This is a genomic window from Streptomyces sp. NPDC053673 (assembly GCF_055585225.1).
This window is the reverse complement of the sequence record NZ_JBVJKN010000001.1, coordinates 217,456-231,614: the sequence shown is the minus strand read 5'-3', so window position 1 is coordinate 231,614 and position 14,159 is coordinate 217,456. Positions and strand designations below refer to the sequence as shown.

The 14,159-nt window shown below is 70.6% G+C and carries 11 protein-coding genes and 1 pseudogene; 2 read left to right on the top strand and 10 right to left on the bottom strand.

Annotated features, from left to right (window positions below; genetic code table 11):
- Positions 1-171 precede the first annotated feature (171 nt).
- The 6 genes from ACZ6ZQ_RS01095 to ACZ6ZQ_RS01070 all read right to left on the bottom strand — a co-directional run bounded on the left by ACZ6ZQ_RS01095 (position 172) and on the right by ACZ6ZQ_RS01070 (position 7,637).
- The gene (locus ACZ6ZQ_RS01095) at positions 172-1,176 is read right to left on the bottom strand and encodes a sugar phosphate isomerase/epimerase family protein (RefSeq protein WP_469766437.1); all 1,005 of its coding nucleotides are present in this window, start codon (positions 1,174-1,176) and stop codon (positions 172-174) included.
- 13 nt (positions 1,177-1,189) lie between these two features.
- Entirely contained in the window at positions 1,190-2,386 is a 1,197-nt protein-coding gene (locus ACZ6ZQ_RS01090; protein WP_469766801.1) for a Gfo/Idh/MocA family protein, read from the bottom strand.
- Positions 2,387-2,489: 103 nt separating this feature from the next.
- Positions 2,490-3,536: a substrate-binding domain-containing protein gene (locus ACZ6ZQ_RS01085; protein WP_469766436.1), complete on the bottom strand. Its 1,047-nt coding sequence runs from the start codon at positions 3,534-3,536 to the stop codon at positions 2,490-2,492.
- Between the two features lie 144 nt (positions 3,537-3,680).
- Positions 3,681-4,712: an ABC transporter permease gene (locus ACZ6ZQ_RS01080; protein ID WP_469766435.1), complete on the bottom strand. Its 1,032-nt coding sequence runs from the start codon at positions 4,710-4,712 to the stop codon at positions 3,681-3,683.
- Positions 4,709-6,235, bottom strand: coding sequence for a sugar ABC transporter ATP-binding protein (locus tag ACZ6ZQ_RS01075; RefSeq protein ID WP_469766434.1), 1,527 nt, complete (start codon positions 6,233-6,235; stop codon positions 4,709-4,711). Before ACZ6ZQ_RS01075 ends, ACZ6ZQ_RS01080 begins: the two co-directional genes overlap by 4 nt.
- A 220-nt stretch (positions 6,236-6,455) precedes the next feature.
- On the bottom strand, positions 6,456-7,637 hold the full coding sequence (locus tag ACZ6ZQ_RS01070) for an ROK family transcriptional regulator (RefSeq protein ID WP_469766433.1): 1,182 nt from the start codon (positions 7,635-7,637) through the stop codon (positions 6,456-6,458).
- A 268-nt stretch (positions 7,638-7,905) separates the two neighbouring features.
- Between ACZ6ZQ_RS01070 and ACZ6ZQ_RS01065 the strand changes: the two genes are divergently transcribed.
- Positions 7,906-8,748, top strand: coding sequence for an NAD(P)H-binding protein (locus ACZ6ZQ_RS01065; RefSeq protein ID WP_469766432.1), 843 nt, complete (start codon positions 7,906-7,908; stop codon positions 8,746-8,748).
- On the opposite strand, the gene ACZ6ZQ_RS01060 is transcribed toward ACZ6ZQ_RS01065, so the two are convergent.
- From ACZ6ZQ_RS01060 to ACZ6ZQ_RS01045, 4 genes are all read right to left on the bottom strand, one after another.
- Entirely contained in the window at positions 8,732-11,299 is a 2,568-nt protein-coding gene (locus tag ACZ6ZQ_RS01060) for a SpoIIE family protein phosphatase (RefSeq protein WP_469766431.1), read from the bottom strand. The genes ACZ6ZQ_RS01065 and ACZ6ZQ_RS01060 overlap by 17 nt on opposite strands.
- Before the next feature lie 149 nt (positions 11,300-11,448).
- A complete protein-coding gene (locus tag ACZ6ZQ_RS01055; protein ID WP_469766430.1) occupies positions 11,449-12,123 on the bottom strand; it encodes a GntR family transcriptional regulator in 675 nt (224 codons plus the stop codon).
- Between the two features lie 163 nt (positions 12,124-12,286).
- On the bottom strand, positions 12,287-13,231 hold the full coding sequence (locus ACZ6ZQ_RS01050) for a beta-ketoacyl-ACP synthase III (protein ID WP_469766429.1): 945 nt from the start codon (positions 13,229-13,231) through the stop codon (positions 12,287-12,289).
- A 115-nt stretch (positions 13,232-13,346) separates the two neighbouring features.
- Positions 13,347-13,703: a VOC family protein gene (locus ACZ6ZQ_RS01045; protein WP_469766428.1), complete on the bottom strand. Its 357-nt coding sequence runs from the start codon at positions 13,701-13,703 to the stop codon at positions 13,347-13,349.
- 107 nt (positions 13,704-13,810) lie between these two features.
- Between ACZ6ZQ_RS01045 and ACZ6ZQ_RS01040 the strand changes: the two are divergent.
- Positions 13,811-14,154 (top strand): annotated as a pseudogene (locus tag ACZ6ZQ_RS01040) (2Fe-2S iron-sulfur cluster-binding protein); the annotation flags it as partial.
- Between the last annotated feature and the right edge of the window lie 5 nt (positions 14,155-14,159).

Here is a 14,159-nt window from a genome sequence, read left to right as displayed (position 1 = left end):
TGTACACCTCAGGGACCGTAGCCGTGTTCGTCCTGGCCCGAAAGCCCTTGCGCAACAAGGAAGTTGAACTTTCTCCCGCGGCAGGACAAAGCCGCGCCGAGGCAGGCCGGACCGGCCCGGTGGCGGTTGCCACCACCGGGCTTCGGCCTGCGGTGATGCCGGAGAAGGCGGTTAGCCGTTGCCTCCGAAGGCCGCGTCGAACGAGGCCGACGGCGGATCGAAGTCGTACCTCTTCAGTGTGGCAAGCGCTTCCGGTGCACCCGCCAGCCGGTCCATCCCGGCGTCCTCCCACTCGACCGATACGGGGCCGTCGTAGCCGATCGACCGCAGCATCCGGAACACGTCCTCCCAGGGCACGTCACCGTGCCCGGCCGAGACGAAGTCCCAGCCGCGCCGCGGGTCGCCCCACGGAAGGTGCGAGCCGAGCCGCCCGTTGCGGCCGTCGAGGCGCTTGCGCGCCTCCTTGCAGTCGACGTGGTAGATCCGGTCCCGGAAGTCGTAGAGGAAGCCGACCGGGTCGAGGTCCTGCCAGACGAAGTGGCTGGGGTCGAAGTTCAGCCCGAACGCCGGACGGTGGCCGACGGCTTCCAGCGCCCGGTGCGTGGTCCAGTAGTCGTATGCGATCTCGCTGGGATGGACCTCGTGGGCGAACCGCACGCCCTCCGCGTCGAAGACATCGAGGATCGGGTTCCACCGTTCGGCGAAGTCCTCGTAGCCGCGCTCGATCATCCGCTCCGGCACGGGAGGGAACATGGCGACGAGATGCCAGATCGAGGAACCCGTGAAGCCGATGACGGTGCGCACGCCGAAGGCGGCCGCGGCGCGTGCGGTGTCCTGCAGTTCGCGTGCCGCCCGCTGCCGTACGCCTTCCGGCTCGCCGTCGCCCCAGATCCGGGCGGGCACGATCGCCTTGTGCCGCTCGTCGATCGGGTTGTCGCAGACGGCCTGCCCCACGAGATGGTTGGAGACCGCCCAGCACTTCAGTCCGTACTTGTCGAGCAGGGCGCGCCGCCCGTCCAGGTAGGAGGGGTCGGCGAGGGCCTTGTCGACCTCGAAATGGTCTCCCCAGCAGGCGAGTTCAAGGCCGTCGTAGCCGAAGTCGCGGGCCAGCCGGCAGACCTCCTCCAACGGAAGATCGGCCCACTGGCCGGTGAAGAGGGTGAAGGGACGTGGCACGGCGAGGACCTCCTCAGACGGGGACGGGTGTGTAGACGGCGTTCTTCTCCGCGCTCTCCTCCACCGCCGCGAGCACCCGCTGCACCTGCAGGCCGTCGGCGAACGACGGCGTCGGGCCGGTGCCGTCGGCGATGGCGTTCACCAGGTCGCGCGCCTGGTGGGTGAAAGTGTGCTCGTAGCCGAGGGCATGGCCGGGCGGCCACCATGCCGCCAGATACGGGTGATCCGGCTCGGTGACGAGAATCCGCCGGAAGCCCGCCGAGGAGGCGGGCTCGGTGTGGTCGTGGAAGGAAAGTTCGTTGAGCCGCTCCAGATCGAAGGCGAGCGAGCCGCGCTCCCCGTTGATCTCCAGCCGAAGCGCGTTCTTGCGGCCGGCGGCCATCCGGGTCGCCTCGAAGGAGGCGAGCGCCCCGGAGGCGAGCCGCCCCGTGAACAGGGCCGCGTCGTCGACGGTGACCTGCCCGCGCCCGTCCGCTGCGGCCGCCGACAGGCCCGTCGACGCCCCCGCGAGCAGCGGCCGCTCCCGGACGAAGGTCTCGGTGAGCGCCGACACCCCCACCAGCGGCTCCCCGGCCAGATACTGCGCGAGGTCCACGGCATGCGCCCCGAGGTCCCCGAGCGCCCCGGATCCGGCATGCTCACGCTCCAGCCGCCAGGTGAGCGGGAAGTCCGGGTCGACGAGCCAGTCCTGCAGGTACGTGATCCGTACGTGGCGGAGGGCGCCGAGCCGGCCGTCCGCGATCAGCCGGCGGGCGTACGCGATCGCGGGCACCCGGCGGTAGTTGAAGCCCACCATGGCCACCTGGCCGCGCCCGGCGGCGGCTTCGGCCGCGGCAACCATCGCCTCGGCCTCGGCGACCGAGTTCGCCAGCGGCTTCTCGCACAGGACGTGCTTGCCCGCCTCCAGCGCCGCGATCGCGATCTCCGCATGGCTGTCACCCGGTGTGCAGACGTCGACGAGCTGCACGTCGTCACGGGTGACGAGGGCACGCCAGTCGGTCTCCGCGGCCGCCCAGCCGTGTCTGGCCGCGGCGGCCCGTACGGCGGCCGCGTCGCGGCCGGCGATCGCGGCGAGGACCGGCCGCGCCGGCAGATCGAAGACACGGCCGACGGTGCGCCATCCCTGGGAGTGGGCGGCGCCCATGAACGCGTATCCGACCATGCCGACGCCGAGTGTCGGCGGGGCGGCCTCACTGTCCCTCTGTTCCATACCGGCCATACGGGTTCCTCCTCGTCGGTTGCTCGGTGGGGGCGGGCCAGGGCCTGTCCTGCGGACCGTGCCGGGCTGGTCCGGAAGACAGGCCCTGGGCCGATCAGCTGAAGCCCGTGGGCAGGTACTCGTCGACGTTCTCCTTGGTGACGACGGCCGAGTAGAGGGTGATCGAGGCGGGGATCTCCAGCTCCGACATGCCGCTGACGCCCTTGCCCTGGCCGAGCGCCCTGGCCAGGTCGATGGCGGAGGCGGCCATGGTCGGCGGGTAGAGGACGGTCGCCTTCAGTACGCCGTTGTCGGCCTTGATGGCGTCCATCGCGGACTTGGCCCCGGCGCCGCCGACCATCAGGAAGTCGCTGCGGCCCGCCTGCTGGATGGCGCGCATGGCGCCCACGCCCTGGTCGTCGTCGTGGTTCCAGAGCGCGTCGAACTGCTTCTGCGCCTGGAGCAGCTGGGCCATCTTGGCCTGGCCGGACTCGACCGTGAACTCGGCCGCCTGGCGGGCGACCTTCTTGATGTTGGGGTAGTTCTTGAGGGCGTCGTCGAAGCCCTGGGTGCGCTGCTTGGTGAGCTCCAGGTTGTCCATCCCGGCGAGTTCGACGACCTTGGCGTTCGGCTTGTCCTTGAGCTGCTCACCGATGTAGCGGCCGGCGTTGAGGCCCATGCCGTAGTTGTCGCCGCCGATCCAGCAGCGGTATGCCTGCGGGGACGCGAAGATCCGGTCCAGGTTGATCACGGGGATACCGGCCTTCATGGCCTGCAGTCCGACCTGGGTGAGGGCCTTGCCGTCGGCCGGCAGGATCACCAGCACATCGACCTTCTTGTTGATCAGCGTCTGGATCTGGCCGATCTGGGCCGCGGTGTCGTTCGAGCCCTCGGTGATCTCCAGGGTCACCTCGGAGTACTTCTTCGCGCGCTCCTTGGCGTTCTCGTTGATGGCGTTGAGCCAGCCGTGGTCGGCCTGAGGTCCGGCGAAGCCGATGGTGACGGGCTTGCCGGGCTTGTCGTCGGCCGCCGGGACATTGTTCGTGGCCGTGTCCTGCTTCCTGGGCTCGTTGCTGGTGCAGGCGGCGAGGAGAGCGCCGGTGGAGACGGCGGCGGTGCCGAAGAGCAGTCCTCTGCGGCTGGTGGCCGGGATTTCTGGCATGGCGACAGACCCCTTTCGGGACAGGGTGCGATCGGGCGTGCGGGGAGGGGGAGTTGGAGAGGTGTTACGTACGCGATGTCACACGCGGTGTGTCAGTGCGATGTCACACGCGCTGTGTCAACGCGCTGTGTCAAACGCGCTGTGTCACGCCTCGCCGTTGCGCAAGGTGCTGCGCTGGACCAGGACGGCGGCCACGATGATCGCTCCCTTGGCGATCTGCTGGACGGCGCTCTCCAGATTGTTGAGGGCGAAGATGTTGGTGATGGTGGTGAAGACGAGCACGCCGAGCACGGAGCCGACGATGGTGCCGCGGCCGCCGCTGAGCAGGGTGCCGCCGATGATCGCGGCGGCGATGGCGTCGAGTTCGTACAGATTGCCGTTGGTGTTCTGACCGGAGCCGGACAGGATGATCAGCAGGAAGGCCGCGATTCCGCAGCACAGCCCGGAGAGCAGATAGAGGTGGAGCCGCTGGCGGCGTACGTCGATGCCGGCGAGCCGGGCCGCTTCCGCGTTGCCCCCGACAGCGACGGTGCGGCGTCCGAACGTCGTACGGTTCAGCAGCAGCCAGCCGACGACGGTCACGGCGGCGAAGACCAGGACCAGCGGCGGGATGCCGAGGATGTAGGCGTCGGGGACGCCGAGGTCGAGGACCGACTGCACGGTCACGATCTGGGTCTTGCCGTCGGTGATCTGCAGGGCGAGCCCGCGCGCCGAGGCGAGCATGGCGAGGGTCGCGATGAACGGCACCATGCCGCCGTAGGCGATGAGCAGTCCGTTCACCAGTCCGCAGCCGAGACCGACGACGACCGCGGTGAAGAGGATGCCGACGAAGCCGTATTCCTGGGTCGCGACCGTCGTCGCCCACACCGAGGCCAGGGCCACGATCGCACCGACGGACAGATCGATGCCGCCGCTGGTGATGACGAAGGTCATGCCGACGGTGACGACGCCGATGACGGACGCCTGGGTGAGCACCAGCTGGAGGTTGGAGGTGTCCAGGAAGGTGTCGGGCCTGGTGATGCCGCCGACCGCGATCAGTACGACGAGGACACCGAGGAGGGACAGGTTGCGGACGTCGGCGCGCAGTCCCATCGACGGCCGACCGCGCCTGGCGGCCGTGGACTTGACCGTCGCCGGCGGCGGTGCCTGCGGGGCTTCGGAGGCAGGCTGCGTCATGAGCTGGGGCTCCCTTCCATGACAAGGTCGAGTACGCGGTGCTCGTCCAGCTCCCCGGCGGGCGCCGTGTGCACGACGTGGCCCTCGCGGAGCACCAGCACCCGGTCGGCGAGACCGAGCACTTCGGGGACCTCGCTGGAGACGAGGAGGACGGCGAGTCCGTCGTCGGCGAGCCGGCGGATCACGGCGTACAGCTCGGCGCGGGCGCCGACGTCGACGCCGCGGGTCGGCTCGTCGAGCAGCAGGATGCGGCAGCCACGCAGCAGCCAGCGGGCGAGGACGGCTTTCTGCTGGTTGCCGCCGGAGAGGGTACGGACGCGGGCGTCGGGGTTGTCGGGTCGCAGCGAAAGCTCCCGGGTGGCCTGCTGCGCGGCCCGGCGCTCGGCACCCCGGTCCAGCCAGCCGCCGCACGAGAAGCGGGAGAGCGAGGACACCGACACATTGCGGGTGACGGATTCGAGCATCAGCAGGCCCTGGGCCTTGCGTTCCTCGGGCGCGAGTCCGAGTCCGGCGCGGACCGCGGAGCGCACACTGCCGGGGGTGAGCGGGCGGCCGTCGACGGTGACCCTGCCCGCGCTGGGCTTACGGGCGCCGTAGATGGTTTCCAGGATCTCCGAGCGTCCGGAACCGACCAGTCCGGCGAGGCCGAGGATCTCCCCGGGCCGCAGTTCGAGGTCGATCGGGGCGAACTCGTCGTCTCTCGCGAGTCCTTCGACGCGCAGTACGGGTTCACCGCCGGGCGGGGTCGCGGGCCGGTCCGGGAAGACGTACTCGACGTCGCGGCCGGTCATCATGGCAACGATGTCGCGCGTGGGGGTGTCCTTCGCGGGAAGCCCCCCGGCAACGGCCCGGCCGTCCTTGAGGACGGTGACGCGGTCGCCGATCCGCCGGATCTCCTCCAGCCGGTGGGAGATGTAGACGACGGCGACGCCGTCGGAGGTGAGGTCGGCGACGATACGGAAGAGATTGGCGGTCTCGTCCGGGTCGAGGGCCGCGGACGGCTCGTCCATGACGATGAGGCGCACGTCGTGGGACAGCGCGCGGGCCATGGAGACGATCTGCTGCTGTGCGGCGGAGAGTTCACCGACGGCGCGGCCCGGGTCGATCTCGGGGTGGCCGAGGCGGCGCAGGAGCGCGGCGGTGGCCCGGTGGGCCTCGCGGCCGCGGACGACGAGTCCGGCGGCGGTCGGTTCATGCCCGAGGAAGACGTTCTCGGCGACCGACAGACCCTCCACCAGGTCGAGTTCCTGGTAGATGGTGGCGATGCCGAGCCGCATGGCGGCGATGGGCGACTTCAGTGAGACGGGGTCGCCGTGCCAGGTGATCTCTCCGCCGTCGGGCTGGTGGGCTCCGGCGAGGACCTTGATGAGGGTCGACTTTCCGGCGCCGTTCTGGCCGAGGAGGCAGTGGACTTCGCCGGCCCGGACGTCCAGGTCGACGCCGTCGAGAGCACGAACACCGGGGAAGGACTTGGTGATGCCGGACATGGTGAGGAGCGGTGGTACGGGTGGTTCTGGTGCCATGACGAATCCCCTCGGCGGGTGCGGGTGCTGCGCGTGCCGTTTCGGGTGGTGCCGTGGTTCCGGTGGTGCTGTCCGGTGCGGGCCGGTGGTGGTGCGTGCCCACCCCCATAGCGCTTCGGGCCTGGGAGGTACCCCCACCTCCCCCTGGACTCCGTCCTGGGGGACCCCTGGAGGCACCTCATAGGCGGAGCGCTGGGGAAGAACGACCGCCTTCAAGCCCTCACGCAGGCGAGAACAGGTGATCGCTGATGAGCCGGGCCGCGCCGATCACTCCGGCGGTGGGGCCCAGTTCGCCCAGCACGATGGGGAGATTGCCGGTGGCCAGCGGCAGCGACTGCCGGTAGACCTGGGTGCGGACACTGGCGAGCAGGGTGTGTCCGAGGCCGGTGACCCCGCCGCCGATCACGACGAGACCCGGGTTGAAGAAGCTGACGAGTCCGGCGATGACCTGGCCGACGCGGTTGCCTCCCTCGCGGATGAGATCGAGCGACGTGGCGTCACCGGCGGCCGCGGCCGCGGCGACATCGGCGGCGGTGAGCCTCCCGGCCGCCTCCAGTCGTGCGGCGAGTTCCGGCGACTGTCCGGTACGGGCCGCGTCCTCGGCGTCGCGGGCGAGCGCGGCGCCGCTGAAGTGGGCTTCCAGGCAGCCCCTGTTGCCGCAGGCGCAGGCGCGTCCGTCGGCCTCGACCTGGATGTGGCCGATGTCGCCGGCGCTGCCGGTCGTACCGCGGTAGACCTCGCCGCCGACGACGATGCCGCAGCCGATGCCCGTACCGATCTTGACGCAGAGGAAGTCACCGACGGAGCGTGCGACACCCGCGTGCTGCTCCCCCGTCGCCATCAGGTTCACATCGTTGTCGACCATGACGGGGCAGCCGAGTTCCTGGCTGAGCGCCTCGCGGACCGGGAAACCGTCCCAGCCGGGCATGATCGGCGGTGCGACGGGCACGCCTTCGGGGAAGCGGACGGGGCCGGGCACTCCGATGCCCGCTCCGTCGAAGCCTTCGGCGAGCCCGGAGGTTCTGAGCTTGGCGGCCATCGCGAGGACCTGCTCGAAGACGGCGACCGGGCCCTCGCGGACGTCCATCGGGTGGTTGAGGTGGCCGAGGACCTCCAGTTCGGCGTTGGTGACGGCGACATCGACGGACGTGGCGCCGATGTCGACGCCGAGGAAGCGCAGGTTGGGGGCGAGCCGGATGTTGTGCGAGCGGCGGCCGCCGCGGGAGGCGGCGAGCCCGTCCGCGACGACCAAGCCGGTCTCCAGCAGCCGGTCGACCTCGACGGCGAGCTTCGACCGCGAGAGATCGACCTGATCGCCCAGCTGGGCGCGGGAGTTGGGCCCGCCGTCGCGCAGCAGCCGCAGCAGTCGCGCCTGGTGCGCGTTGGCGGGTCGAGCCGTCATACGTCTCACGCGCCCCTCCCCGCCCTTCCGAAGGCCGTCTCCGGCGGACGTGTCCGCCGGCTTTCGAGGGGAACGTAGCAGCGCTTTCCCGGGGTGGGAAGAAGTTGAGCATGAATCCACCACAACTTTCTCCACACCGAGGACAAAGCCGTTCGGGTGCGTCCGTCCGCGTAGATCGGGCCCCGCGCGGTGCCGTGCCGCTGGTGTCGCCACAGGTGGCGAAGCACGATGGGCCGGACGGGACAGGGAACGACGGAAGGACTGCCGCATGATTCTGGTCACGGGAGCCACGGGGAACGTCGGCTCCGAGCTCGTTCGCGCATTGGCCGAAGCGGGCGCTCCCGTGCGGGCGTTCAGCAGATCGGGTGCTTCGGCCGCGCTGCCCAAGGGCGCCGAAGGGGTGTCGGGCGATCTGAACAGCGCGGAATCGGTGGCCGCGGTCCTCAAGGATGTACGGGCTGTCTTCCTGATGCCGGGCTATCAGCAGGCGCGCGAGTCGCTCGCGGCCCTGCGCGCGGCGGGCGTCGAGCGGGTCGTGATGCTCTCCGGCGGATCGGTGGCGACAGGCGACATGACGAACGCGGTGACCCGCTACCTGACCGAGTCGGAGACGGCGGTCGAGGAGTCGGGACTGCCGTGGACGTTCCTGCGGCCGTACTCGTTCATGTCCAACACCCTGGAGTGGGCGGAGGGTCTGCGCGCCGGGGACGACACGGTGCGCGCGCCGTTCGCCGGGGTGCCGGTGGCCACCGTCGACCCGTACGACATCGCCGCTGTGGCGGCGCTGGCGCTGACGTCGTCCGGCCACGAGGGCAAGGCCTACGCGCTGTCCGGCCCGGAGGCACTGCTGCCCGCCGACCGGGCGCGGATTCTGGGTTCCGTGCTCGGCCGTGAGCTGGACTTCGTGGCCCTGTCCGACGAGGAGGCCCGGGTGCTGATGGAGGAGCAGATGCCTGTCGCGTACGTCGACGCCTTCTTCAGCTTCTACGTCGACGGGACGCTCGACGAGTCACAGGTGCTGCCGACCGTCGGCGATCTGCTGGCACGGCCACCGCGCACGTTCGGGCAGTGGGCGGCAGCGCACGCCGACGCGTTCAGGGCGCGTCCCTGACCTCCGTCGCTGTGATTTTGCCGGGCCGGCCGGAGTCCTGGTCCGACCAGCGGGCCGTGAGCAGCAGCGCGATGTCGTCGGGGCGGTCCGTGGCTTTGCGTGCCTCGCGGATCAGACGGTCGGCGGTCTCCGCGATGGTCTGGGCACCGGTCTCGGCGAAGGTGGCACGCAGCAGCTCGATGCCGATGTCGATGTCCGTGCCCGGCTTTTCGATCAGTCCGTCGGTGTACAGGGCCAGCACCGCCCCGGGCTCCAGGACCAGCTCGCTGACGGGGTACGTCTCCTCTGCGTCGACACCGAGGACGAGGCCCCCGGGGAGGCTCAGGACCTCGGTCCCGCCGTCGGGCCTGCGCAGCAGAGGCTGCGGATGTCCGGCGCGCACGGCCTGGGCGACGCCCGTCGCCGGGTCGAACCGGACGTAGCAGCAGGTGGCGAACTGTGCGGGGTCGAGGTCGATGAGGAGCCGGTTGGTGCCGCTCATGACCTCGTCCGGTTCCCGGCCGGCCAGTGCGAACGCCCGCACGGCGCTGCGCAGCTGTCCCATGATCGCCGCGGCGGCGACACCGTGGCCCTGGACGTCGCCGATGACGAGGGCCAGGCCGTCGTGGGTCTCGATGACGTCGTACCAGTCGCCGCCGACGTCCATGCCCAGGGTGCCGGGGAGGTAGCGCCCGACCGTCTCCACGTTCTCGACCGTGGGCAGCCGGTGTGGCAGGAGGGCGGACTGGAGGCCGCGGGCGACGCCGGCTTCGGTGTCGTAGCGCTGGGCTCGTTCGAGGGCCTGCGCGATGAGTCCGGCAAGGGCGGTGAGGACGGTGCGCTCCTCGGGTGCGAAGCCGCGCGGCTGGTCGAAGCCGAGGATGCAGGAGCCGACGGGACGGCCGGAGGCGATCAGGGGGAGGAAGGCACGGGCGCCGACGGAGGCGTCGAGGGCGAGACCCGGATAGGCCGCGGCCAGCTGCTGCATGGACTCGAAGAAGATCGGGCGGCCGGTGGTGAGCGTTTCGACGCCGGGGATGCGGGCGTCGAGTCCGACGCCTTCGAAGGGCGCGAGGAAGCCGGGCGGGAATCCGGTCTCCCAGGCCAGATAGAGGTGGCGCTCGTGAAGGACGTAGATGGCCAGTTGGCGGCCGCCGAACGCGGGCAGCAGCTCTTCGGTGACGACGGCGGACACCTGACGGGCGGTGACGGCCTCGGTCAGCGCAATGGCGAGGGCGACCGGGCGGTAGAGCGCGGTGGCCCGGTCGGCGGGTGAGGCGAAGGTGCCGGTCCCGGTGCCCGGCCGGCTGACGGAACCCGGTGTGTGGGCGGGGCTTTCGGCGGCGGCGACCGTGACGGTCAGTGCGCGATGGCCGGGGTAGAGGGTGACCGTCAGCCAGTCCTGCTCGCCGCGGTTCGCCTGGAACTTGACGGGCTCGTGGGAGATCAGCGCCGCCCGGTAGTAGTCGTCGTAGGCGGGCCGGGCGAGCCAGGGCACGGCTTCCCACAGCACCCTGCCGGCCAGTTCGGTGCGGGCGAGCCCGAGCAGTTCCTCGGCCTTGGGGTTGACGTAGGTGATCCGCCCGCCCCGGTCGAGGGAGAAGACGCCGTCGGGAAGGCGGTCGCCCGCCTCGGTGGCGATCGCACCCGCGCCGAGGTCGATGACGGATCCGGCGATGCGGCGCGTTGCGATGCCGTCGGCCGGGTGCACCGGGCGGCCGGTGAACTCCACGAGGGACGGCGGGCCCTCGCCGTGCTGGATCCGCAGTCTGCGGGCGACGGGACGGCCGTCCTGGGCGGCCTCCCGTGCGACGGCCCACAGCTGGTACGCGTCCTCGGAGGTGATCTTCGCAGTGAGGGCGTCGATGGTGCCGTCGAAGTGGGCGGGGTCGATGCCGAGGATCGCGCAGAGTTCCTCGTCGGCCGTGAGGGCCCCGCTGCCGAGGTCCCAGTCGAAGGTGCCGATCCGGACGGGGCGGACCGCGGGTTCGGGGGGCTGGACCACGATCGGTTCCCCCCGCCACAGCACCTCGGTGCCGCCCTTCTGCAGTTCCGCGAGGGCGGCGCCGAGTCGATGGCCCGCGTCGTCCATGCGGCGCTTGTCGGTCTCGTCGACCGGCTTCCCGGGCGTGGCGGGACGCAGCACCATGAGCACCCCGAACCGGTCGGTTTCGCTCAGGGCGGGGACGTAGAGGGACCCGAACGGGAACGGCAGACCGGCTATGAGCTGCGGGAACCGGCGCATGGCCGCTTCGCCGTCGGCGAGGTGGATGGGCTGACAGCTGCGATAGCACTCGGCCACCGGGAAGGGCCGGTTCACATGCATACGCCACCAGGGGCGGAACATCATGCCTGGCAGCCCCGAAAGCACGGCCAGCCGCAGCCGGCCCTGCGTCTCGGAGCGCAGGTACACCCCGCCCGCGTAGCCGCCCACCGCACCGGCCGCCTTGACCGCGGCCTCGGCGAGCACCAGGCCGAGCTCGTCCGGGCCGCGGACAGCACTGCCGCTCGTCCCGCGCTGCGGCCCGCTCTCAGCTTGCGGGCCAGCCCTGGCCGCGCCGTACCAGGTCACATAGCAAGGATGCGTCAGTGCCGGCCGGAAACGCACCTCCAGCGCGGCCGCACGCAGGCCGTGACCGGTGACCGCCACCGGTCGTCGGCCGCCCGGTCACCCGTCACCCGTGACCGGTGACCCGTCACCGGTCACGGCCTGCGTGCGGCTCAGGCCTCACGCTGGTGGTAGGTCCTGCGGGTGTGTTCGGTGTGCGCCCGCATGATCTCGGTGGCCCGCTGCTCGTCGCGGGCGGAGATGGCCGCGATCAGCTCCCGGTGCTCGATCCAGGACTGCTTGCCGCGCTGCCGGGCGACCGGGGTGTAGTACCAGCGGACCCGGCGGTCGACCTGGCCCGCCAGTTCGGCCAGGACGACGTTGCCGGCCAGCTCCATGACCTTGGCGTGGAAGGCGGCATTGGTCGCCACCGCCAGGTCCACGTCGTCGTCGGCGACGGACTGTTCTCCCTTGGCGCAGAGCTCTTCGAGTGCCTTGATGCCCGCCGATCCGGAGTTGGCCGCGGCGAGGCGGGCGGCCTCGGCCTCCAGGAGAGTTCGGACCGACAGCAGCTGGTCGGCCTCCTCCTCGGTGGGCTCGTGGACGAACGCGCCCTGGGCGGGGCGCAGATCCACCCATCCCTCGGTGTTGAGCCGCTGCAGCGCCTCTCGTACGGGCTGGCGGGAGACCCCGAGATGGCCGGCGAGTTCGCTCTCGACCAGATGCTGGCCGGGCCGCAGGGCGCGGGTGGTGATGAGCTCCAGCAGCGCCTCGTACACGCGCTCGCGCAGCGGCCCCGGTCGCTCCAGCCTGGGCACGGCTCCTTGCGGCAGTCCTGCGGACAACATCGTGTCCCCTCCGGTGCGATCAGTACCGAGTGCGGTCGATTCCGTGCAGTCAGATGTACTCAGATGCACTCAGTGCCTGCAGTTGACTAGAAGGCGGTCGACTGGAAAGCGGTTGACTGGAAGGCGATCGGCTATCGTCTACAGTCTACCGAGGCCGATCCGCTCAGGGGCAGCGAATGACCTGGCCCGCATACGAGAGGTTTCCGCCGAATCCGAAGAGCAGAGCCGGCGCTCCCGAGGTGACCTCGCCACGCTCCACCAGTTTGGACAGAGCCATGGGGATCGAGGCCGCCGAGGTGTTGCCCGATTCGACGACATCGCGGGCCACGACCGCGTTCACCGCGCCGATCCGGCGGGCGACGGGCTCGATGATCCGCAGGTTCGCCTGGTGCAGCACGACGGCGGCCAGGTCCTCGGGCGCGATGCCGGCCTTCTCGCACACCCGGCGGGCGATCGGCGGGAGCTGGGTGGTGGCCCAGCGGTAGACGGACTGGCCCTCCTGGGCGAAGCGGGCCGGGGTGCCCTCGATCCGTACGGCGTGGCCCATCTCCGGGACCGAACCCCACAGCACGGGCCCGATGCCCGCATCTGCCTCGTCGCACGCCTCCACGACCGCGGCGCCCGCACCGTCGCCGGTGAGGACGCAGGTGGTGCGGTCGGTCCAGTCGGTGACCTCGGACATCTTGTCGGCGCCGATGACCAGGGCGCGGGTCGCGGACCCGGCGCGTACGGCGTGGTCGGCGGTGGCGAGGGCGTGGGTGAAGCCCGCGCAGACGACGTTGAGGTCCATGACCGCGGGAGCTGCCATGCCGAGCCGGGCGGCGACGCGCGCGGCGGTGTTCGGGGAGCGGTCGACGGCGGTGGAGGTGGCGACCAGGACCAGATCGATGTCGGCGGGGGTCAGTCCGGCCGCGGCGAGAGCCTTCGCGGCGGCGTTGGCGGCCAGCTCGTCCACCGGCTCGTCCGGGCCCGCGACATGGCGGGTCCTGATGCCGACCCGGCTGGTGATCCATTCGTCGCTGGTGTCGACCATTGCCGCCAGGTCGTGGTTGGTGAGCACCTTGGCGGGCTGGTAGTGCCCGAGCGCGGCGATACGAGTGCCGGTCATGCCCGGGTAACCCCCTCTGCTGTCGACGTCAGGAGCCATCCAGTCTGGTCAGCGACTCACGGGTACGAGGGCAGGTAAACCGACAGGATTCGCCCGCGCGTCTTGGAGACTCCGCTCAGCGCGCCGGTGGCTGGTGCACCCCGAAGGGCGAGCCCTGGTCGTCGCGGCAGAAGCGGAAGCGCCCGAAGCGCTCGACGCTCTCCTGACCCTCGCTGTCGGGGCCCTCGACCGTGCCACCCAGCTCGACGACCCGGGCGAGCGCGGTGTCGAGGTCGTCGACCTTGAAGAAGAGATACGGGTTCGCTTCGGCGTCGGCGCCGTGGACGCCGCCGGGGACGGTGGGCGTGGTGATCGAGAAGCCGGTTCCGGTCGGCACCTCCTCGAAGGTCCAGCCGAAAAGGCTTCCGTAGAAAGTGCGGGCCTTCTTGGGGTCGTCCACACCCAGTTCGAAGAACGAGATCTCCCCGGCCATCGCTGGCTCCTGTCGTTCGACGGGCTGTCCTTCTTCTCCACGCTGCCACACGCCTTGTCGGCGGCAAATCCATACTGTAGACAATATATCGTCGACACACGCGCGCTCCGCGCGCCGCCGAGTGGATCGAGGAGTACGGCGCCGAGCCCGGACGCTTCGGCCCGGAGGCCGCCCGTGTCGAGGAGGACCCGAGGACCGACAACGAGCTGTACGTGCGCGACTACAGCAAGTGCATCCTCTGCTACAAGTGCGTGGACGCCTGTGGGACGAGTCGGCGCAGACGGAGCCGACGGCGGTCTGCGCGTACTGCGGAGTGGGGTGCAATGTGACCCTGCACGTCCAGGACAATGAGATCGTCAAGGTCACGTCACCGCACGACAGCCCCGTGACCCACGGCAACCTCTGCATCAAGGGCCGCTTCGGCTTCCAACACGTACAGAATCGGGACTGATCACC